This is a genomic window from Streptococcus infantis (assembly GCF_047460685.1).
GTDB lineage: Bacteria > Bacillota > Bacilli > Lactobacillales > Streptococcaceae > Streptococcus > Streptococcus infantis_AD.
This window is the reverse complement of sequence record NZ_JASHFS010000015.1, coordinates 1-21,097: the sequence shown is the minus strand read 5'-3', so window position 1 is coordinate 21,097 and position 21,097 is coordinate 1. Positions and strand designations below refer to the sequence as shown.

The following is a 21,097-nucleotide window of genomic DNA, read 5'->3' as shown; positions in this document are numbered from 1 at the left end:
CTTTTTTCATTGACTTTGAGCTCAAAAAAATTCCATACTCTTAAGGTAGCTAATGTCTACCCCAAAAGTATAGAATGAGTGAAATTAAAGAAATCGTTCCTGTAAAAAGTGAGCGACGCCATCTTCTTCATTGGTCAATGGTAATTGCTCGTCTGCGAAAGGTAACAGAGCAGGATTTGCGTTTTTCATGGCATAGCCTTTACTTGCAAAAGAAAGCATTTCTTGGTCATTGTGTTCGTCACCAAAGGCAATCAAATTCTGTTTGTCTATATTCATGACATTGAGAAGGTATTCGAGGGCAAAGGCCTTGTGAACTCCTTTGGGAGTGCATTCGAGAATGTTCAAAGGACCACCCCAAGTGTTAATATTGAGTTGCTGCTTGTAAAAGCTGTTCATCTCTTCAGCTAGTGCATATTTATCGTCTGCCCTAGTTTGTAATAAAATACAGTTAGGCCCTTTGGTCACTAAGTTAGACTGGAATTGATTTTCTGGGCGAAAGTTTTCAACACCAAATAATTTAGGGTCGGCAATTTCTTTGTTCGGGGCTGTAATGTAAAACTTTTTACGGTATTCGCCTGCGATAAAGTCTGCTTCAATATCCTCTTTTCGTTTCACGATATCCAAGAGGTATTTTTTGTCCACAGTCAGACACTTTTCATGTTTCCAAGTCTTACCTGGCAGATGAGTGAGTGAACCGTTGAAGTTGATCATAGGGGTTTCAAGTTCAAGTTGATCATAAAAATCTTTAGCCATACGGTAAGGGCGACCAGTTGCGATAACAACTTGGTGGCCTTTTTTAGAGATTTTTTTAATCGTTTCAATAGTAAAATCAGAAAGTTTGCTTTCAGAGTTGAGCAAGGTTCCGTCCAAATCGACGGCAATCATTTTTTTAGTCATAAAATCCTCCCGAATCTAGTTTCAGATAAGATGTTTTCTATTATATCAGAAAGTGACTAGAAAAGCTGATAATAAGTAAAAAGAAGGAGAAAAGTATCGGATAAGATTTTTATGATTCAGTAAAAACATCTTGAAAATATGAATGATTGATGGTATAATAGTCATATTGTTCGTAAAATGACAAAGGAGATTAAAAATGGACAAACTATTTAAACTAAAAGAGCACGGGACAGATGTCCGTACAGAGGTTCTTGCTGGTTTAACAACTTTCTTTGCAATGAGTTATATTCTCTTTGTAAACCCTCAAATGCTTTCACAAACAGGAATGCCTGTTCAGGGTGTATTCTTGGCGACAATTATCGGTTCTGTTGTGGGAACTTTGATGATGGCCTTCTATGCTAACTTGCCATATGCGCAAGCTCCAGGTATGGGACTCAATGCCTTCTTCACATTTACCGTCGTATTTGGGATGGGTTATAAATGGCAAGAAGCTCTTGGGATGGTCTTTATCTGTGGGATTATTTCATTGATTATCACATTAACCAATGTTCGTAAAATGATCATCGAATCTATTCCTACAACTCTTCGTTCAGCGATTTCAGCTGGTATTGGGGTTTTCCTTGCTTATGTTGGGATTAAGAATGCTGGTCTCTTGAAATTCTCGATTGACCCAGGTACTTATACAGTAGCAGGTGAAGGAGCAGATAAGGCTCAAGCAGCACTTACTGCAAACTCAGCAGCTGTTCCAGGATTGGTAGACTTCAACACGCCAGCTGTCTTGGTAGCTCTTGCAGGTATTGCCATTACTATCTTCTTCGTTGTTAAGGGGATCAAAGGTGGTATCATCCTTTCTATTTTGACAACGACAGTTCTTGCCATTGCTGTTGGTCTTGTTGATTTGTCTAGCATTGACTTTGCAAGCAATAATCTTTCATCAGCAGTTAACGACCTAGGAACTTTGTTTGGTGCTGCTCTTGGTTCAGAAGGATTGGGATCTCTGATTTCAAACACTTCTCGTTTGCCAGAAACCTTGATGGCCATTCTTGCTTTCTCATTGACAGATATTTTTGATACTATCGGTACTCTTATTGGTACTGGTGAAAAAGTTGGTATCATTGCAACAAGTGGTGAAAACCATGAGTCAGCTAAATTGGATAAGGCTCTTTACTCTGACTTGGTGGCAACTTCAGTAGGTGCCATTGCAGGTACTTCAAACGTTACAACTTATGTTGAGTCTGCAGCGGGTATCGGTGCTGGTGGACGTACTGGTTTGACAGCTTTGATTGTTGCCATCTGTTTTGCCCTATCAAGCTTCTTTAGCCCGCTTCTAGCAATCGTTCCAACAGCTGCAACTGCACCAATTTTGATTATTGTCGGAATTATGATGCTCTCTAACTTGAAAAATATTCCTTGGGATGATATGGCTGAAGCTGTTCCAGCCTTCTTCACATCTATCTTTATGGGATTCAGCTACTCAATCACACAAGGGATTGCCGTTGGTTTCTTAACTTATACTTTGACGAAGGTTGTCAAAGGTCAAGTGAAAGATGTGCATGTCATGATTTGGATTTTGGATGCCTTGTTTATCTTGAACTACATCAGTATGGCTCTTAACTAATGACAAAAACAAAAAAAGAGGGGAGTCTCCTCTTTTTTTGTTGATGGAAATATCACAAAATAAAACTTTTTGGTATAATAAGTACATGTACACAAAAAATGAAGATGAGTTGATTGCACTTGGGGAAGACCTAGGGCATTTGTTAGAAAGAAATGATGTGTTGATTTTGACTGGTGAATTAGGTGCTGGGAAAACAACGCTAACAAAGGGTCTGGCTAAGGGATTAGACATTCATCAAATGATTAAAAGTCCTACTTATACCATTGTTCGAGAATATGAAGGACGTCTACCCTTATATCACTTAGATGTTTATCGCATCGAAGGGGATGCAGATTCTATCGACTTGGATGAATTTCTTTTTGGTTCAGGTGTAACGGTTATTGAGTGGGGACATCTATTGGGGGAAAATCTTCCATCAGATTATCTGGAGTTAGAAATCCTTAAAAAAGATGAGGGCCGAGAAATCGTCTTTCATGCTCATGGCCAAAGAGCGACAGAACTTTTGAAAGGATTGACGGATGGAGTATGATCTTTTAATCCGTGAAGCGGAAATCCAGGATGCTTCAGCGGTCATTGCTCTCTTGGATCAGATTGGTCAAGAGTCTAATTTTACCAGTCTGGATGAAAATGGGATTGCAATGAGTGAGTCTGAGATGCAACATTTTTTGGATAAGCAGGCCCAGTCGGATAATCAAATTACCCTACTCGCTTTTTTGAATGATGAGTTAGTAGGAATCATCAATATAACAGCTGATCAACGTCCGCGAGTTCGTCATATTGGAGATGTCTTTTTAGGAATAAAAAAAGCTTACTGGGGAAATGGTCTCGGTAGTATCTTGATGGAAGAAACTATTGAATGGGCCAAATCAAGTGGTAGTATTCGACGGTTACAATTGACAGTTCAAAAAAGAAATCTTGCCGCGGTGCATCTGTATGAAAAAATGGGCTTTATCATAGAAGGATTACAGGAACGTGGTGCTTGTATAGAAGGAGGAGAGTTTCTAGATGTTTACCTAATGGGTCAACTGATAGACGAATAAGAGTATGGTAAAAAAAATAATTGGAATGTTTTTGGGTTTGGTCCTTGTGACTGTGCTAGGTGTAGGTGCTTATGCCTATACAATTTATCAGCAAAGTACGCAAACTTTAGCTAAAACCTATAAAAAAATCGGTGAAGAAACCAAGGTCATTGAAGCGACCGAACCTCTGACGATTTTGCTTATGGGCGTGGATACGGGAAATGTTGAGCGTACAGACCCATGGGCTGGGAATAGTGATTCAATGATCTTAGTGACAGTGAATCCTAAAACTAAGAAGACGGTCATGATGAGTTTGGAGCGTGATATTCTCACACAAATCCAGCAACCAGATGGTAGTGTTAGAGAAGCGAAACTCAATGCTGCCTATGCTGATGGCGGAGCAGAGTTGTCTATTTCAACGATTCAAAAGATGATGAACATCCATATCGACCGTTATGTGATGGTCAACATGCATGGTCTTCAAAGAATGGTTGATGCAGTAGGTGGAATTACAGTCAACAACACTCTAGGTTTCCCAATCTCTATCCAAGATCAGGAACCATTTAATACGATTTCTATCGGTGTTGGTGAACAGAAGCTAAATGGTGAAGAAGCCCTTGTTTATTCACGCATGCGTTATCAGGATCCAGAAGGAGACTATGGTCGTCAAAAACGTCAGCGTGAAGTGATTCAAAAAGTTGTCGAGAAGATTCTTAGTCTGAACAGTGTGAGTCACTATCAAGAGATTCTGAAGGCTCTTAGTGACAATATGCAGACAAATATTGAGATTACAACCACAACGATTCCTCAGTTGATGGGTTATCAAGATTCCTTTAAAAATATCGAAACTCAGCAATTACGTGGTGAAGGTGAAATGATTGACGGGATTTCTTACCAGATCGTTTCCGCTGAGCATATACTAGAGATGCAAAATCTTTTACGCCGTTCGCTCGGACAACCAGAGGTTACGAATTTGGAGACCAATATAGTCTTGTATGAGAATCTTTTTGGCCACTTGCCACCATCTTCTGAAGAGTCAGAATAACAAGAAACTATTCATCAAATCGTAGGAATTATCCTGCGATTTTTTCAAAGAAATCCGAATAGGTAAGTAGGAGGAAAAAATGAAAGCAGAAATTATAGCTGTTGGAACAGAGATTTTGACAGGTCAGATTGTCAATACCAATGCGCAATTCTTGTCTGAAAAGTTGGCTGAAATCGGTGTAGATGTCTATTTTCAGACGGCCGTAGGAGATAACGAGTCTCGTCTCATATCCTTGTTAGAAATTGCTCAGAATCGTAGTAGTCTAGTTATTTTAACAGGTGGCTTGGGGCCAACGGAAGATGATTTGACCAAGCAAACTTTGGCCCAATTTTTAGGACGTGACTTGACTTTTGATCCTCAGGCCCAGGCTAAGCTAGATGACTTTTTTTCTCACCGACCAGACTATGCTCGAACTCCAAATAATGAACGCCAGGCTCAAATCGTTCAAGGTTCAACTCCATTACCAAACGAAACAGGACTGGCAGTCGGTGGCATGATTGAGGTGGCTGGGGTAACCTACGTCGTTCTACCAGGACCTCCAAGTGAATTGAAACCTATGGTCTTAAATGAGTTGCTTCCAAGATTGACAACGGGATCTAAGCTCTATTCACGTGTGCTACGTTTCTTTGGGATTGGTGAGAGTCAGCTAGTGACCATCCTATCAGATCTGATTGACCAGCAAACGGATCCAACCTTGGCACCTTATGCTAAAACTGGGGAAGTGACGCTTCGCTTATCGACCAAGGCTAAGAGTCAAGAAGAAGCGGATCGTGTTCTAGATACTTTAGAACAAAAAATCCTTGAAAGAGAAACCTTTGAGGGTGTTTCGCTTCGAGAAATTTGCTATGGCTATGGGGAAGAAACCAGCTTGGCTAGCCTGGTAGTAGAAGAGTTGAAAAAGCAAAAGAAAACCATCACTGCAGCAGAAAGCTTGACTGCAGGTCTTTTTCAAGCAACTTTGGCAGATTTTTCAGGTGTATCTGCTATCTTTAAAGGTGGTTTTGTGACTTATAGCTTTGAAGAAAAATCTAAGATGCTTGATATTCCACAAGCTGAATTGGAAAAACATGGAGTCGTCTCAGCCTTTACTGCTGAAAAAATGGCTGAACAGGCGCGCATCAAAACCCAGTCAGATTTTGGAATTAGTTTGACGGGAGTAGCTGGGCCAGATAGTCTAGAAGGACATCCAGCAGGTACAGTTTTTATTGCTTTGGCGCAAGCTTCGGGGACAGAAGTTATCCAGGCCAATATCGCAGGCAGAAGTCGAGCTGATGTCCGAGAAATTGCAGTCTTACATGCCTTTAACCTAGTTCGCAAAGCTTTATTAAGTGATGGAGATTTGTTATAATAGAAGAAGGTCTAAGGACTATTAGAATACAGGAGAATAAAATGGCGAAAAAACCAACAAAAAAATTAGACGAAATTGGCAAAAAATTCGGTGCTGATCGTGAAAAAGCCTTGAATGATGCCCTTAAATTGATCGAAAAAGACTTTGGTAAAGGGTCAATCATGCGCTTGGGTGAACGTGCAGAGCAAAAGGTCCAAGTGATGAGTTCAGGTTCTTTGGCTCTTGATATCGCACTCGGATCAGGTGGTTATCCAAAGGGACGTATCATTGAAATCTACGGACCAGAATCATCAGGTAAGACAACAGTTGCCCTTCATGCGGTAGCGCAAGCGCAAAAAGAAGGCGGAATTGCAGCCTTTATCGATGCGGAACACGCTCTTGATCCAGCCTATGCAGCAGCTCTTGGGGTTAACATTGATGAATTGCTCTTGTCACAACCAGACTCAGGTGAGCAAGGTCTTGAAATTGCAGGGAAATTGATTGATTCAGGTGCCGTTGACCTTGTTGTTATCGACTCAGTTGCAGCTCTTGTGCCTCGTGCGGAAATCGATGGAGATATCGGAGATAGCCACGTTGGTCTTCAAGCTCGTATGATGAGCCAGGCTATGCGTAAACTTGGTGCTTCTATTAACAAGACAAAGACAATTGCTATCTTCATCAACCAATTGCGTGAAAAAGTAGGGGTTATGTTTGGTAATCCAGAAACAACTCCTGGTGGACGTGCTCTTAAATTTTACGCTTCTGTTCGTTTGGATGTTCGTGGAAGCACACAAATCAAGGGAACTGGTGATCAAAAAGATACGAGCGTAGGTAAGGAAACCAAGATTAAGGTTGTTAAAAACAAGGTGGCTCCACCATTTAAAGAAGCCTTTGTTGAAATCATGTATGGTGAAGGGATTTCAAGAACTGGTGAGCTTTTGAAGATTGCAAGTGATCTGGACATCATCAAGAAGGCAGGAGCATGGTACTCTTATAAAGACGAAAAGATCGGTCAAGGTTCTGAAAATGCTAAGAAATACTTGGCGGATCACCCAGAAATTTTTGACGAGATTGACCACCAAGTTCGTGTCAAGTTTGGCTTGATTGAAGATGATGCAGTAGCCGATGAAAAAGTTGCACCTGTAGAATCAGAAGTAGCTAATCAAGAAGTGACTCTTGACCTTGGCGATGATCTTGAAATCGAAATTGAAGATTAAAAAGTGAAAGTGGTGGAGGAATCCCCACTTTTTCTGCTATATGAGAATAAAGAAACAAGGTTATGAGAGCAGGAATGACAGATTTTCACAGTAAAAATTAGGAAGACTATTGAAAAAGATTTGATTTGGTTATGAAATAAATTAAAAGAAAAATTAGTATAAGGAGATTATTATGGAAAAACGTCTAGTTCGTAATGTTCAAGATAAAAAAATTGCTGGTGTTTGTGCAGGACTTGCTGACTATTTAGACATTGACGCAACACTTGTTCGTGGACTTTGGATTCTTTTCACATTGCTAGGTGGATCAGGAATTCTTGCTTACCTCATTTTTTGGCTCATCATGCCAGAAGTTGGAACAGAAGCGTAAACTTAGTGCATCTTTATGAGATAAATCATGATAAGAGAGTGGGACAGAAATCGGTAATTCGTTAGAATTCGATTTCGTCGTCCCACCTCCGCACAGTTGAGTAGAGATGTAAAAGCTGATGAAATCAGCGTAGTAGAGTCCACTTAACCACTGCGTCTTGCTCGACAATCCAAAGACAATTGAGAGGCTAGGACTTTTGTCCCAGCCTCTTATTTGTGATATGCGGTGATAATTTTGTCCAAGTTTTCATCTTATTTCGGAATCACAAAAAAATCACCTGTAGTGCAGGTGATTGGGTATTCATTGTAGAGAAATTTGCAGTTTCTTACTGGGAAGTTCAAGACTGCAGTATAGGTTAGTGGTCGCTGAAACGACGGTACTCGATGTGGAAGTCGAAATAATTTTCTTCTTGCAATTTTTGGAAGATATCACGGTAGGCTTCTTCATCAAAGTGGTCGCCACGATATAGAATTTCAAAACTAAGACCTTCGTACTCCAAAAAGGCATTGGCGGTTTTGAAGCCATTTTGTTTATAGAATTCCATGCGGGCTTTTCGCTGTTCGAGGTTATCGCATTCCTCATCCAAACGTTCAACTTCAAGAATCATGGTACGCTGGTAAAAATCAATCAGCTTTTCAATGATTTCTTTGCCATAGCCGTGGCTACGCAAATGAGGCATAATGGCAAAAAAGCTTATGTAGAAAGCCTTTTGATTGGAAATGGCAAAGGCAAATCCTACAAATTCCTCTTCGTTGTAAAAGGCGAAAAAGTGGGCATCGTCTCGATCCTGATATTGTAAAAATTCAGACAGGGACACTCGCTCTTCTTCAGGAAAGGCTTCGATATTTAACTTTTCAACTTTCTCAAGGTCTGGAAATACATCTGTAATTAATTGGCTGGTTAAGCTCATGCATAAACTCCTTTTCTGTCACGATTATACCAAATTGTTAGTTTCTAGGCAACCGCTTTCTTGGGAGTTAGAGGCTAAGTCTGACCTTGTTCCTCTTCTAGAAAGCTGATATAATAGCCTTATGAATAAAAAATCAACTGTGGACCTGATTCATGGTCCCATCCTTCCCTCGCTTTTGAGCTTCGCCTTTCCAATCTTGTTGTCTAATATCTTTCAGCAACTCTACAATACGGCTGATATTTTGATTGTTGGACGTTTTCTAGGCCCATCCTCCTTGGCGGCAGTCGGAGCAACGACAGCCATTTTTGATTTGATTATCGGCTTTGCTCTCGGTGTTGGAAATGGGATGGGTGTTGTTATTGCACGTCTCTACGGCGCTCGTAATTTTGAAAAGATTAAGGAAGCTGTCGCAGCAACTTGGATTTTAGGGATTATCTTGAGTGTGCTTGTCATGTTGATGGGCTTTTTTGGTCTTTATCCACTCTTACAGTACCTAGAAACACCTGTAGAAATTCTCCCTCAGTCCTATGAATATATCTCCATGATTGTTAGCTGTGTGGGAGTGAGCTTTGCTTATAATCTTTTTGCAGGTTTGCTACGATCTGTTGGTGATAGCCTTGCTGCGCTTGGTTTTCTTATTTTCTCAGCCATCGTTAATGTCATTCTGGATTTGTATTTTATTACACAATTGCAGTTGGGAGTTCAGTCTGCAGGTCTTGCAACCATTATATCCCAGGGTTTGTCAGCTATCCTTTGTTATTTCTATATCCGAAAGAGTGTTCCAGAGCTCCTTCCTAGGTTGAAGGATTTTAAATGGAATAAGGCCCTCTATGTCGATCTCTTAGAGCAGGGGCTAGCCATGGGCTTGATGGGTTCAATCGTCTCTGTCGGAAGTGTTATTTTGCAATCCTCTGTCAATAGTTTTGGAGCAGTCATTATCAGTGCTCAGACAGCAGCACGCCGAATCATGGCTTTTGCCTTATTGCCAATGACGGCTATCTCAGCATCGATGACGACTTTTATCTCTCAAAACTTTGGTGCAAAACGTCCAGATCGCATTGTCCACGGTCTTCGACTAGGGAGTTATATCAGTATGGCTTGGGCAACCTTTGCTTGTGTATTCCTATTTTTTGCAAGTCCTAGCCTAGTTTCTTTCCTGGCAAGTTCGACAGACGGTTACTTGATTGAAAATGGGGCTTTGTACCTACGCATCAGTTCGGTATTCTATCCGTTTTTGAGTCTTTTATTGATCTATAGAAATAGCTTGCAGGGTCTCGGTCAAAAATTCTTGCCCCTCGTATCAAGCTTTATCGAGTTTTTTGGTAAAATTATTTTCGTCGCTTGGATTATTCCTTGGACAGGTTATACAGGTGTGATTCTATGTGAGCCCCTTCTCTGGCTAGTTATGACTGCCCAACTTTACTTCTCACTTTCCAAACATCCATGGATCAAAGAAGGCAAAAAACTCTTGGCTACTGGCGGGAAATCCTAGCTTAATTTACTAAAGAAAATCCATTTCCTCTAGTGAAAATCAGGTAGACTTGTGTTATAATAAGAAAGATTAAAATGTGAAAAAAGGAGATTCCTAATGGGACGTAAATGGGCCAATATCGTAGCTAAGAAAACGGCTAAAGATGGAGCTAACTCTAAAGTATATGCAAAATTTGGTGTAGAAATCTATGTAGCAGCTAAAAAAGGTGAACCAGATCCAGAACTAAACACTGCTTTGAAATTCGTTATCGATCGTGCCAAACAAGCGCAAGTGCCAAAGCACGTTATTGATAAGGCTATCGATAAGGCAAAAGGAAACACAGACGAAACCTTTACAGAAGGACGTTACGAAGGATTTGGGCCAAATGGTTCAATGTTGATCGTTGATACCTTGACTTCAAACGTTAACCGTACAGCTGCCAACGTGCGTGCTGCCTTTGGTAAAAACGGTGGGAACATGGGAGCTTCAGGTTCTGTATCTTACCTCTTTGACAACAAAGGTGTTATCGTCTTTGCAGGTGAAGATGCTGATGCAATCTTTGAACTCTTGCTTGAAGCAGATGTCGATGTAGACGATGTAGAAGCAGAAGAAGGAACAATCACTGTTTACACAGCTCCAACTGACCTTCACAAGGCTATCGTTGCCTTGCGTGAATCTGGTATTGAAGAATTCCAAGTAACTGAATTAGAAATGATTCCTCAATCAGAAGTTGAGTTGTCAGGTGAAGATTTGGAAACATTTGAAAAACTCTACGGAGTCCTTGAAGACGACGAAGACGTACAAAAAATCTACACAAACGTAGACGGATTCTAAGAATAAAAATAACCCCTTTGAAAATTCAATATTTTCAAGGGGTTTGTTTATCCTGTGATGACAAAAAGGCAGGAAAGAGACGAAAATCTCTTTTGCTCAAAACGTTATTAGTAATCTATAATTGTCCATAATCCAATGGATTGTGGAAATATCGTGGTGTTGGGATTTAGAAATCGAGGCTTGGTCTACCGATTGCTCTTCCCAGTACCTTTTTAGTTATGTTAAACTTTCACTCCAGAATCAGATTGTTCTTTTCGATCCAGTCCGACAGCAAATTTATGAATCAGAAGAAACTGACCATTTTCTTGTTTGACGAACGTGAGCACAACGGTCTTAGGATCTGAACTGATGGAGAGATAGGTGATTCTTTTTATTTCATAGTCTCCCATGACTGAATCAGTTTCTGAATCTGGGATTCCGTGTTTCCTGATAATATCTTTGTAGTTGCTGCCACCTTTCCCGCTATCAGAAGTATCACCTTCTACCAAGGCATCGAACTGTTCTTGAGTCCAGGTAAAGATCTCTTTTTCCTCTTCATATTCATCAATGGTACTATTTGGCCAATCTTCATTTGTTGGTTCTTCCATGAGATAATTAGAAGAGCTGCGATAGCCTCTTATAAAATCAGCGAAGATAGGAGTGAATAGCAATTGGCTTATCAGTACAATGATAATGGAAATGAGGCCAAAGCTTGAACCAATCATAGCTAATGTTTTTTGATTTTGGAGATTGAGGCCGATACCGATGACTCCTAAGATCAAGGCAACAAATCCAAGGAGAAAGGCTAGACTATTGATAATTGGTATCCGAGAGCTGAGAAGAGCACCAGCTCCAAAAATGACAGCAAGGATTCCTAAGGTTTTATACTCTTCTTGTTTCATTTGAAAGTTCTCCCATTTCTAGTGTAATCAGACAAGTTAGTGCCTATTATAGATAAATTATCAACTACTGTCAATTTATATCGAAATAGTTCTCATAGAAACTTTTTTCTTGACATCTTTTCTGAAAATGATAAAATAGTTCTCATGGAAACTTAAATGTTCTTATGGGAACTATTTTTACTTAGAAGGGAGATAGCATGGATAAACCGATGTTGGTCTTTAAACGTTTTGGTCACCAGTTGCATCTGATGGTACAAAAGGAAGCCAAGCGTTGTGGTATTGAATTTATGGGGGGACCGCAAGGGCAGGTCATTCGTTTTTTAGAACGTCGTGAGCATGAACAAGAATTAACACTCATCAAAGATATTGAACAAGAACTCAATATTACCAAGTCAGTTGCTAGTAATTTGGTTAAGCGTATGGTGCAAAATGGTTTGGTAGAGTTGGAGGCGAGTCCAAGTGATAAACGGGCGAAATTTGTTCATTTGACCGAAAAATCACGCTCTCAAATGAAGCAAGTTAAGTCTTTCTTTGATCGAATTGACAGTAGTTTACTTGATGGCATTTCCGAAGAGAATCTCCTTATCTTTGAAGAAGTCATGGGCCAACTACAAGCAAATGTAGAAAAAATAGGAGGGAAGAATGAAGAAACTCGCTAAGCGTATCACAGGAAAAGAGTGGGGCATGATTCTAATAACTGTTCTCTTTACCTGTTGCTCGGTCTATCTAGAGTTAGAAGTACCGACTTACGTTTCAAAAATAACAGAATTACTCGGAACGCCAGGTACGGAATTGGGAGACCTTTGGTCGCCAGCAACTAAGATGATGGGTTTGTCATTCTTAGCCTTCCTATCATCTGTAACAGTTGGATTTTTTGCCGCTCGAGTTGCAGCATCCTATACGGCTCATCTACGAAGCGATATTTTTAATCGTGTTTTGGATTACTCTCAGACAGAAATTAAACGTTTCTCAATCCCCAGTCTATTGACTCGGACGACTAATGATATCACGCAGATTCAGATGCTCTTTACCATGGGACTCCAAGTGGTCACTCGCGGACCAATCATGGCGCTTTGGGCTATTGGGAAAATCCTTGGCAAGTCTGAATACTGGATTTGGGCAGTAGTGGTGGCAGTCATTGTCAATGTTCTGATGACAACTGTCTTGATGACTTTGGCCTTTCCTAAACAATCTGTCATTCAAAAATTGACAGATAAGCTGAACAGTATTACTCGTGAAAGCTTGACAGGGATTCGGGTTGTTCGTGCATACAATGCTGAGGAATACCAAGATAAGAAATTCGAAGAAGCCAATGATGAAGTCACACGAATCAATCTCTTTGTCAGTCGCTTAATGGCTATTATGAATCCTATTATGATGGCGATTTCTAGCGGCTTGGTCCTTGCCATTTACTGGATTGGTGCTTATCTTATCAACGACGCTAGCTTGACAGAGCGTCTACCCCTCTTTAGCGATATGGTGGTCTTCATGTCCTATGCTATGCAAGTGGTAATGGGCTTCTTACTCATGGGTGCTCTCTTTATCGTTCTTCCTCGTACCTTGGTTTCTGCAGGTCGTATCAATCAAGTCTTGGACCTTTATTCCTCTATTGAAAATCCTAGTCACCCACAGACGGCAAACTCTTCTGTAAAAGGTCAAGTGGAATACCGCGACGTAACCTTCCGCTACTCTAAAAACTCAGAAGCAGTTGTGGAACATGTCAGCTTCAAGGCAGAAGCAGGGCAAACCATTGCCTTTATCGGCTCAACTGGTTCTGGGAAATCTACTCTAGTTAATCTCTTGCCTCGTTTTTATGATGTGTCAGAGGGAGAAATTCTAGTAGATGGCGTCAATGTGAAAGATTACTACTTGGAAGATTTGCGTAATAAGGTTGGCTATATCCCTCAAAAAGCTGTGCTCTTTTCTGGAGATGTTAAGGACAATCTCGACTTTGGTAAGAGTCAAGAAACGCCACTAAGTGAAACGGCCATGTGGCAAGCTTTGGAATTGGCTCAATCTAAAAACTTTATAGAGGATAAGGAAGCTGGTCTTGACTCAGAAGTGGCTCAAGGTGGGACCAATTTCTCAGGTGGACAGAGACAACGTTTGGCCATTGCACGCGCCTTGGCTCGTAAACCAGAGATTCTCATTTTTGATGATTCGTTCTCAGCCTTGGACTACAAGACAGATCGTATCTTGCGTCAAGTATTAGCTGAAAAAACACAATCCATGACCAAATTAATCGTTGCCCAACGCATTTCAACCATTATGGATGCAGACCTGATCTTAGTCTTGGATCAAGGTAAAGTCGTGGGGCAAGGCACCCACAAGGAACTTCTTGCAAGCAATGAAGTTTACCAAGAAATTGCCTATTCACAACTATCGAAGGAGGAATTGGAACATGGAAAATAAGAAAATGTCCTTATGGAAACAGTGTAGACCTTTTCTAGCAGGTCTCCAACTTCCCCTACTAATCGCAGTTGTGACGGCTATCTGTTCAAGTATTATCACGGTTTATGGACCAACTAAGATCAAAGAAATTACCAATTTGATTTCAGATGGGTTAATGACAGAGATTGATCTAGAGGCTGTCTCAAGTATTGCTAGCTTTTTGGTTATCCTCTATGTGCTTGGGATTATCCTGAACTATACGCAAGCCTACATTTTCTCAACTAGTATCCAACATTTCTCAAAACGTTTGCGGACAGCTATTGCTGAGAAAATCAATCGCTTGCCACTTGCTTATTTTGACCGTCATTCTCAAGGGGACACTCTTTCACGTGTAACCAATGACGTTGATACAGCAGCACAGTCCCTCAACCAAAGTCTAGGGACCGTTATCTCAGCTAGCTTCTTGCTAATCGCTGTTTTGATTACCATGTTTGGCATGAACTGGATTTTAGCACTGGTAACCGTTGTTTCAACTCTTGTTGGATTTGCGGCTGTCTCAGTCATTATGGCTAAGTCACAGGGTTACTTTAAAGCCCAACAAAATAATTTAGCAGCTGTAAACGGTTATGTGGAAGAAATGTACTCAGGTCACAATGTGGTGACCAGCTATAACGCTGTGGATACTACTAAAGAAACATTCGCAGGATTGAATCGAGACCTACATGATAGTATCTGGAAATCTCAATTTATTTCTGGAATCATGATGCCAGCAATGATCTTTGTTGGGAACTTTAGCTATGTTTTGGTGATCATCGTCGGTGCAGTCCTAGCTCTTGAAGGACATATCAGTATTGGTATCATCGTAGCCTTCATGGTTTATGTTCGTACCTTCTCTCAACCCTTATCACAGATTGCCCAAGGGATTACCAGCTTACAACAAGCCAGTGCAGCTATGACCCGTGTCTTTGAATTTCTAGGTGAAACTGAGATGGAAGATGAATCTCATAAGGAAACGCAATTGTCTGGTATGAAGGGTGAAGTTGTCTTTGACCGAGTTTCCTTTGGTTACATTCCTGAGCGAACCATCATTCATGACTTTTCTGCGACAGCTCATGCGGGTCAAAAGGTTGCCATTGTCGGGCCGACTGGAGCTGGGAAGACGACCATTGTCAATCTTTTGATGAAATTTTATGAGATTGATAAGGGAAGCATTCGCATTGATGGTGTGGATACCAAGAAGATGAAACGTTCAGAAGTGCACGATGCCTTTTCAATGGTCTTGCAGGATACCTGGCTCTTTGAAGGAACCATTCGTGATAATCTCATCTACAACCAAACAGGGATTAGTGATGAACGAATGATCGAAGCAGCAAAAGCAGTCGGAATCCATCACTTTATCATGACTCTACCAGATGGTTACGATACTGTTTTAGATGATACAGTGACCTTGTCAGTCGGACAGAAACAGCTCTTGACCATCGCTCGTGCCCTTCTCAAGGATGCTCCGCTCTTGATTCTTGATGAAGCGACATCTTCAGTTGACACACGTACAGAGGAGTTGATTCAGAAAGCCATGGACCGTTTGATGGAGGGACGCACATCCTTTGTCATCGCCCATCGCTTGTCAACTATTCGTAATGCCGATTTGATTTTGGTTATGAAGGATGGAAATATCATTGAGCAAGGCAATCATGAAGAGCTTATGGCTCAGGGTGGTTTCTATGCTGACCTCTACAATAGTCAATTTACAGAAGATGAAGTAGAAGAATAAAACCAAAGAAGGCTTGACGGCCTTCTTTTTCTTCTTTATACTGGTATAATAGAAAGAGGAATGTATGAGTCAGAAATTATACAATATGAAATTTTCTGCGGTCTATCCAGCCTTGATTGCAAAGGTTGAGCGAAAGGGTGGAAGGGCAGAGTCCGTTCACCAAGTGACCAGTTGGCTGACAGGGTATGAAGTGAGTGAGATCCTTGCTTGTCTGGATAGGGACCTTACCTACGGAGATTTTTTTCGACAGGCACCGTCTTATGCACCTGAACGGATTGCGATAACAGGAAAAATTTGTGGTGTTCGTATTGAGGAAATTGATGATCCTCTGATGCAAGAAATCCGTCGTCTGGACAAATTAGTGGACTGGCTTGCTAAGGGGAAAACAGCCCAGCAGGTCCTAGAAAAGTATGAGAAATAGACATGAAAAACTATCAAGAGTGGTACGATAAAAGGAAATCAAGTCTCCTTCGACACCCACAACTATTGCAATTGATGCGAGTTTTTAATCGCATAATGACAGTTCTGATGCCCCTAGCCTACATGGCCTTGTTGGGGACAAGCTCTATGAGCAAGGGATTGGGGAAAGAATTTTCCACCTATATCTTAGTGCCAGCTTCTGGCTTTGTCCTATTGACGCTAGTTCGTAAGTGGATCAATCAACCGCGTCCTTATGAGACTTGGGAAATTATTCCGCTACTAGACAAGGACAGTTCTGGTAATTCAATGCCTAGTCGCCATGTCTTTTCAGCAACTATCATTTCCATGGCTTGTTTTCACGCAAGTTTACCAGTGGGATTGATTTTATTGGTCTTATCAGCTCTTCTCGGTCTTGTGCGGGTCTTAGGAGGCGTTCATTATCCCAAGGATGTTCTGGTTGGCTATGTCTGTGGGCTTCTCTGGGGAATTCTTTTCTTTATTTTCTAAAAAGTTAAGCAAGTGGGCTTGGCCTCGTAACCACTTACAGGCTAAAAGTGACCACTTGCTTTTTTGCCCTTGTAAAGTCTTCTGGCCTTTGGTATAGTAGATGCAGAAAGGAGATAGGATGAAGTTACGAATCGAGATTGATAGTGAATTAACTGAGACAGAGATTGTCATCAAGGCTGCAGCCCTGACAGATGAAATAGCTGACTTGCAACGACTCTTGCAAGAAACCAAGGCTCCTAGGTTGATCTTTTATAAGGGGACGGGTGAGTATTACTTAGACTTGGCAGAAATCCTCTTCTTTGAGACGGAAGGTAGCAAGATTTACGCCCATACCCAGAAAGAGGCCTACGAGGTGAGACTCAAGCTCTATGAACTAGAGTCCATCCTGCCACGCTATTTCAGTCGGGTATCCAAGTCGACCATAGCCAATCTTCGGCAGGTCTACTCGGTTGACAAGTCCTTCTCAGGGACGGGCACTATTTCCTTTTATCAGACCCACAAGGAGGTACACGTGTCACGACACTACCAATCCCTCCTAAAAGAAAATCTAAGAAACATGAGGTAAGAACATGAAAAAGAAAGCATTTGGTATTGTGTTGCTAGTATTGGCAGCTTTAGTATTGTTACAGGGGAATTTTGGAATCCCTTCATTCGGTGGGCAAATTTGGCCCTTGCTTGGTATTGCATTTTTTGCCTATCAATCAGTTGGAGCTTTGTTGCGTCGACACTTAACTTCGGCCTCTTTTACAGCTTTAGTAGCCTTAATGATTGCTAACCACTTTTATGATATTTTACCGATTCCAAATCATACACTAATCTGGGCAGGAGTTCTAATTGTTCTCGGAGTAAATATGCTGACTCATACTAACAGAACTTGGAATGGGAAAAAATGGTGGTATGACGGTGAAAAGACTATTCTGACAGACAAGGAAGTCGCTTTTGGGGCGGGTACATTTTACAAGCAAGACCAAGAATTGGTAGAAGACGAGTTTGAAGTCGGATTTGGGAATGCCAAAATCTATTATGACAATGCAGAGATGTTAGGTGATTTTGCTACTCTGAATATCGAAGTCGGATTTGGGAATGCAGTTATCTATGTGCCCCAACACTGGAGAGTGGACCTGAAGGTGGAAACTTTTTGTGGTGCGGCCAAGGCAGATGCTCCTGTAGCCCCAACCAGCAAAACTTTGATTATCCGTGGAGACGTAGCTTTTGGGAAATTGGGAGTTGTTTACGTTAAATAAAAAAAAATATTCCAATCTCCTTGCCAAAAAAGAGAAAGTGTGATAACATAGTACAGTATGTGGTGCTAGCACATCCGCTATATTAGATCTAATAGGAGGAAAACACAAATGGCTAAAGTATGTTACTTTACAGGTCGTAAGACTGTATCAGGAAACAACCGTTCACACGCGATGAACCAAACAAAACGTGCCGTAAAACCAAACCTTCAAAAAGTTACTGTACTTATCGATGGTAAACCTAAAAAAGTTTGGGCTTCAGCTCGTGCTTTGAAATCAGGTAAAGTAGAACGCGTTTAATAAAGAGTAAAAGGCCATCAGGTCTTTTTCTTTTGCTCTGAGTTCAAAAAGCCTCGTCAAAGGAGTAAATATCCGCCGATACAGTATTCTGCTTTTACACTTGGCTTGAAATATGATAAAATAGAGTATCAACTAGTTGAGGTAGAAAAAATGACTGTAAAAATTAATACAAAAGATGGTCAAATCGAACTAACAGATGAAGTGATTGCTACCGTTGTAGGCGGTGCAGCAACTGAGATTTTTGGTGTGGTCGGTATGGCAAGTAAGAAAGCCCTCAAAGATAATTTCCAAGCCCTTCTTGGAAAGGAAAATTATTCTAAAGGTGTCGTTGTAAAAGCGGCCGAAGATGGTAGCATTGCAGTTGATGTATATACCGTGTTGAGCTACGGAACAAAAATCAGTGAAGTCTCAAAAAACATCCAAGAGCGTGTACGCTTTAGTTTGGAAAACCAACTTGGCATCACTGCTCAAACTGTGAATGTCTACATTCAAAATATCAAAGTTGTAGGAGAATAATCGTGTCAAATATTACTACAAGCTTATTTCAAGAAATGGTACAGGCTGCATCTACTCGTTTGAACAAGCAAGCCGAATATGTCAACTCATTGAACGTCTTCCCAGTTCCAGATGGAGATACAGGAACAAACATGGGAATGACTATCGAAAATGGTGCCAAAGAAGTAGCAGACAAACCAGCTTCAACTGTTGGTGAGGCTGCAAGTATCTTGGCTAAAGGTCTTTTGATGGGTGCGCGTGGGAACTCAGGAGTTATCACTTCACAGCTTTTCCGCGGATTTTCACAAGCCATCAAGACAAAAGAAGAGTTAACAGGAAAAGACCTAGCTCTTGCCTTCCAATCAGGTGTTGAAGTAGCCTATAAGGCCGTTATGAAGCCAGTTGAAGGAACAATCTTGACTGTATCACGTGGTGCTGCCATCGGTGCTAAGAAAAAAGCCGAGCAGACAGATGATGCTATTGAGGTGATGCGTGCAGCCTTGGAAGGAGCTAAAACAGCCCTTGCGAAGACTCCAGATATGCTTCCAGTCTTGAAGGAAGTTGGAGTTGTAGACTCAGGTGGTCAAGGTTTGGTTTTCATCTATGAAGGCTTCCTTTCAGCTCTTACTGGTGAATATAGCGCTTCTGAGGACTTTGTAGCGACTCCAGCCAACATGAGTGAAATGATCAATGCTGAACACCACAAGTCTGTAGCTGGACATGTGGCAACAGAAGACATCACCTTTGGTTACTGTACAGAGATCATGGTTGCCCTTAAGCAAGGCCCAACTTATGCAAAAGACTTTGACTACGAAGAATTCCGTAACTACTTGAACGAACTTGGGGACTCATTGCTTGTTGTCAATGACGATGAAATCGTTAAAGTTCACGTCCATACAGAAGATCCAGGTCTTGTCATGCAAGAAGGTCTCAAATATGGTAGCTTGGTTAAGGTTAAAGTCGATAACATGCGTAACCAACACGAAGCGCAAGTGGAAAAAGAAGCTAAAGTCAGCAAACCAGCTGAAGAAAAAGAATATGCTCTTATCGCAGTAGTAGCTGGACAAGGATTGGCAGACATCTTCCGTGCTCAAGGTGTGGACTATGTCATCGAAGGTGGACAAACCATGAACCCTTCGACAGAAGACTTTATCAAGGCTGTTGAGCAAGTCAATGCTCGCAACATCATTTTCTTGCCAAACAACAAAAATATCTTTATGGCAGCTCAATCTGCAGCTGAAGTCTTAGAACAACCAGCTGTTGTGGTAGAAGCTCGTACCCTTCCTCAAGGATTGACTAGCCTTCTGGCATTTGACCCAAGCAAGTCTATCGAAGAGAATAAAGAACGCATGACTGCAGCCCTTGGTGATGTGGTCAGTGGTAGTGTAACAACAGCCGTTCGTGACACGACTATCGATGGTTTGGAAATTCATGAAAATGATAATCTTGGTATGGTAGACGGTAAGATTCTCGTATCAAACCCTGATATGCACCAAACTCTGACTGAAACATTGAAACATATGTTGGATGAAGACAGTGAAATCGTAACCTTCTATATCGGTGAAGATGGAAGCGAAGAATTGGCTAACCAAATTGCCCAAGAAATCGCAGAAGAATTCGAAGATGTAGAAGTAGAAATCCACCAAGGTCAACAACCGGTTTATCCATACCTTTTCAGTGTGGAATAGGAGACTTTGAATGAAGAAAGTTTTAGGATTGATTTTTGCAGCGTTACTTGCTCTTGCTGGCTGTGGTCAAACCAACACCGCAACAACAGAGTCAAGTAGTACAGCAAGTTCGGTTGATTCATCTAGTCAGTCGAGTCAGGTAAAAGAAGAAAAAACAAAAATCCTTAAAGGGAAAATGGATGAATTTGATGTCACTATGACATTTGTTTATACGGATGTTGTTAAACACTTCAAGATGGAGATGCTCGGGAAAATGAACATGGAGATTCCTGCTGGAGTTACTCCTGAAGAATTCCAAGCAATCTTCCGTGAAGCTATGGAAGATAGTCCAGAGTATCTTGAAATCAAGGACGAGCCTGGTGTTAATGTAGAATATTTTATCACCGAGGACAAAAAGATGAGAGTCGTTATGGAACTCGATCTTGAAAAAGCAGATTTAGATAAAGTAAAAAACACATATTTCTTTAAATCACTAGCGGATGGTATAGAAGACTTTAAAAAGCCTAATGCACTATTCGCTGCATTAAAATTACAGGGATTTAAAGAAGAATAAAAAAAGAGGTCGGGATTTTGTACTGACCCCAAAAAGTTAGACAATTAATTTAAGCAAAGGATTTAATTCTGTATTGTACAGGACTAAGTCCTTTTAGTTTTACCTTAATTCGTTTGTTGTTGTAGTAATCAATATAGTCTACAAT

24 protein-coding genes are annotated in these 21,097 nt (G+C 41.0%); 20 read left to right on the top strand and 4 right to left on the bottom strand.

Translation table 11 applies throughout. The annotated features are described in order from the left end of the window. Nucleotides 1-84: 84 nt before the first annotated feature. Complete coding sequence (locus tag QM917_RS08150) at nucleotides 85-897, bottom strand: Cof-type HAD-IIB family hydrolase (RefSeq protein ID WP_414285433.1); 813 nt, start codon at nucleotides 895-897, stop codon at nucleotides 85-87. A gap of 196 nt (nucleotides 898-1,093) precedes the next feature. Between QM917_RS08150 and QM917_RS08145 the strand changes: the two genes are divergently transcribed. From QM917_RS08145 to QM917_RS08115, 7 genes are all read left to right on the top strand, one after another. Next, nucleotides 1,094-2,515 (top strand): NCS2 family permease, encoded by a 1,422-nt coding sequence (locus tag QM917_RS08145; RefSeq protein WP_414285432.1) that lies wholly within the window; start codon nucleotides 1,094-1,096, stop codon nucleotides 2,513-2,515. Between the two features lie 85 nt (nucleotides 2,516-2,600). Beyond that, nucleotides 2,601-3,044, top strand: coding sequence for a tRNA (adenosine(37)-N6)-threonylcarbamoyltransferase complex ATPase subunit type 1 TsaE (gene tsaE / locus QM917_RS08140; protein ID WP_153224560.1), 444 nt, complete (start codon nucleotides 2,601-2,603; stop codon nucleotides 3,042-3,044). Then, entirely contained in the window at nucleotides 3,034-3,555 is a 522-nt protein-coding gene (locus QM917_RS08135; protein WP_281335277.1) for a GNAT family N-acetyltransferase, read from the top strand. Before tsaE ends, QM917_RS08135 begins: the two co-directional genes overlap by 11 nt. Before the next feature lie 4 nt (nucleotides 3,556-3,559). Continuing rightward, complete coding sequence (brpA, locus tag QM917_RS08130; RefSeq protein WP_315640337.1) at nucleotides 3,560-4,579, top strand: biofilm formation/cell division transcriptional regulator BrpA; 1,020 nt, start codon at nucleotides 3,560-3,562, stop codon at nucleotides 4,577-4,579. Between the two features lie 79 nt (nucleotides 4,580-4,658). Beyond that, nucleotides 4,659-5,927, top strand: a complete 1,269-nt coding sequence (locus QM917_RS08125) for a competence/damage-inducible protein A (RefSeq protein WP_414285431.1) — start codon at nucleotides 4,659-4,661, stop codon at nucleotides 5,925-5,927. Nucleotides 5,928-5,968: 41 nt separating this feature from the next. Further along, nucleotides 5,969-7,123 carry a recombinase RecA gene (recA, locus tag QM917_RS08120; protein WP_049502853.1) on the top strand — a complete coding sequence of 385 codons (1,155 nt, stop codon included), beginning with the start codon at nucleotides 5,969-5,971 and terminating at the stop codon, nucleotides 7,121-7,123. Between the two features lie 172 nt (nucleotides 7,124-7,295). Continuing rightward, a complete protein-coding gene (locus QM917_RS08115) occupies nucleotides 7,296-7,490 on the top strand; it encodes a PspC domain-containing protein (protein ID WP_075232348.1) in 195 nt (64 codons plus the stop codon). A 355-nt stretch (nucleotides 7,491-7,845) separates the two neighbouring features. Here the strand turns inward: QM917_RS08115 and QM917_RS08110 are convergent, their stop codons facing one another. Then, on the bottom strand, nucleotides 7,846-8,400 hold the full coding sequence (locus QM917_RS08110) for a GNAT family N-acetyltransferase (protein ID WP_049549179.1): 555 nt from the start codon (nucleotides 8,398-8,400) through the stop codon (nucleotides 7,846-7,848). A gap of 121 nt (nucleotides 8,401-8,521) precedes the next feature. Here QM917_RS08110 and QM917_RS08105 point away from each other — a divergent pair, with 121 nt between their 5' ends. Beyond that, nucleotides 8,522-9,892: an MATE family efflux transporter gene (locus tag QM917_RS08105; protein WP_414285430.1), complete on the top strand. Its 1,371-nt coding sequence runs from the start codon at nucleotides 8,522-8,524 to the stop codon at nucleotides 9,890-9,892. Between the two features lie 96 nt (nucleotides 9,893-9,988). After that, nucleotides 9,989-10,705, top strand: a complete 717-nt coding sequence (locus tag QM917_RS08100) for a YebC/PmpR family DNA-binding transcriptional regulator (protein WP_045762594.1) — start codon at nucleotides 9,989-9,991, stop codon at nucleotides 10,703-10,705. A 221-nt stretch (nucleotides 10,706-10,926) separates the two neighbouring features. Here the strand turns inward: QM917_RS08100 and QM917_RS08095 are convergent, their stop codons facing one another. Further along, nucleotides 10,927-11,586: a hypothetical protein gene (locus QM917_RS08095; protein WP_075232351.1), complete on the bottom strand. Its 660-nt coding sequence runs from the start codon at nucleotides 11,584-11,586 to the stop codon at nucleotides 10,927-10,929. Nucleotides 11,587-11,783: 197 nt separating this feature from the next. Between QM917_RS08095 and QM917_RS08090 the strand changes: the two genes are divergently transcribed. The 11 genes from QM917_RS08090 (at nucleotide 11,784) to QM917_RS08040 (ending at nucleotide 20,952) form a co-directional block, all read left to right on the top strand. Beyond that, complete coding sequence (locus QM917_RS08090; RefSeq protein ID WP_075232352.1) at nucleotides 11,784-12,245, top strand: MarR family winged helix-turn-helix transcriptional regulator; 462 nt, start codon at nucleotides 11,784-11,786, stop codon at nucleotides 12,243-12,245. Next, the gene (locus QM917_RS08085) at nucleotides 12,229-13,998 is read left to right on the top strand and encodes an ABC transporter ATP-binding protein (protein ID WP_075232353.1); all 1,770 of its coding nucleotides are present in this window, start codon (nucleotides 12,229-12,231) and stop codon (nucleotides 13,996-13,998) included. The genes QM917_RS08090 and QM917_RS08085 overlap by 17 nt, the downstream gene beginning before the upstream one ends. After that, complete coding sequence (locus QM917_RS08080; protein WP_414276432.1) at nucleotides 13,988-15,748, top strand: ABC transporter ATP-binding protein; 1,761 nt, start codon at nucleotides 13,988-13,990, stop codon at nucleotides 15,746-15,748. Before QM917_RS08085 ends, QM917_RS08080 begins: the two co-directional genes overlap by 11 nt. 64 nt (nucleotides 15,749-15,812) lie before the next feature. Beyond that, nucleotides 15,813-16,169 carry a DUF2200 domain-containing protein gene (locus QM917_RS08075; RefSeq protein ID WP_153224548.1) on the top strand — a complete coding sequence of 119 codons (357 nt, stop codon included), beginning with the start codon at nucleotides 15,813-15,815 and terminating at the stop codon, nucleotides 16,167-16,169. Between the two features lie 2 nt (nucleotides 16,170-16,171). Then, nucleotides 16,172-16,675: a phosphatase PAP2 family protein gene (locus tag QM917_RS08070; protein ID WP_414273116.1), complete on the top strand. Its 504-nt coding sequence runs from the start codon at nucleotides 16,172-16,174 to the stop codon at nucleotides 16,673-16,675. A gap of 118 nt (nucleotides 16,676-16,793) precedes the next feature. Then, on the top strand, nucleotides 16,794-17,240 hold the full coding sequence (locus tag QM917_RS08065) for a LytTR family DNA-binding domain-containing protein (RefSeq protein WP_006155797.1): 447 nt from the start codon (nucleotides 16,794-16,796) through the stop codon (nucleotides 17,238-17,240). Between the two features lie 4 nt (nucleotides 17,241-17,244). Beyond that, nucleotides 17,245-17,919: a LiaF transmembrane domain-containing protein gene (locus QM917_RS08060; RefSeq protein WP_414276433.1), complete on the top strand. Its 675-nt coding sequence runs from the start codon at nucleotides 17,245-17,247 to the stop codon at nucleotides 17,917-17,919. A gap of 108 nt (nucleotides 17,920-18,027) precedes the next feature. Then, nucleotides 18,028-18,216, top strand: a complete 189-nt coding sequence (rpmB, locus tag QM917_RS08055; protein WP_001140948.1) for a 50S ribosomal protein L28 — start codon at nucleotides 18,028-18,030, stop codon at nucleotides 18,214-18,216. Between the two features lie 150 nt (nucleotides 18,217-18,366). Then, nucleotides 18,367-18,732, top strand: coding sequence for an Asp23/Gls24 family envelope stress response protein (locus QM917_RS08050; RefSeq protein WP_000216431.1), 366 nt, complete (start codon nucleotides 18,367-18,369; stop codon nucleotides 18,730-18,732). A 2-nt stretch (nucleotides 18,733-18,734) separates the two neighbouring features. Continuing rightward, on the top strand, nucleotides 18,735-20,399 hold the full coding sequence (locus QM917_RS08045; protein ID WP_248034428.1) for a DAK2 domain-containing protein: 1,665 nt from the start codon (nucleotides 18,735-18,737) through the stop codon (nucleotides 20,397-20,399). Nucleotides 20,400-20,409: 10 nt separating this feature from the next. Next, the gene (locus tag QM917_RS08040; protein WP_248034427.1) at nucleotides 20,410-20,952 is read left to right on the top strand and encodes an SP0191 family lipoprotein; all 543 of its coding nucleotides are present in this window, start codon (nucleotides 20,410-20,412) and stop codon (nucleotides 20,950-20,952) included. A gap of 49 nt (nucleotides 20,953-21,001) precedes the next feature. Here the strand turns inward: QM917_RS08040 and QM917_RS08035 are convergent. Further along, nucleotides 21,002-21,097 (bottom strand): IS3 family transposase (locus QM917_RS08035; RefSeq protein ID WP_414267217.1); only part of this gene is annotated, 96 nt, incomplete at its 5' end.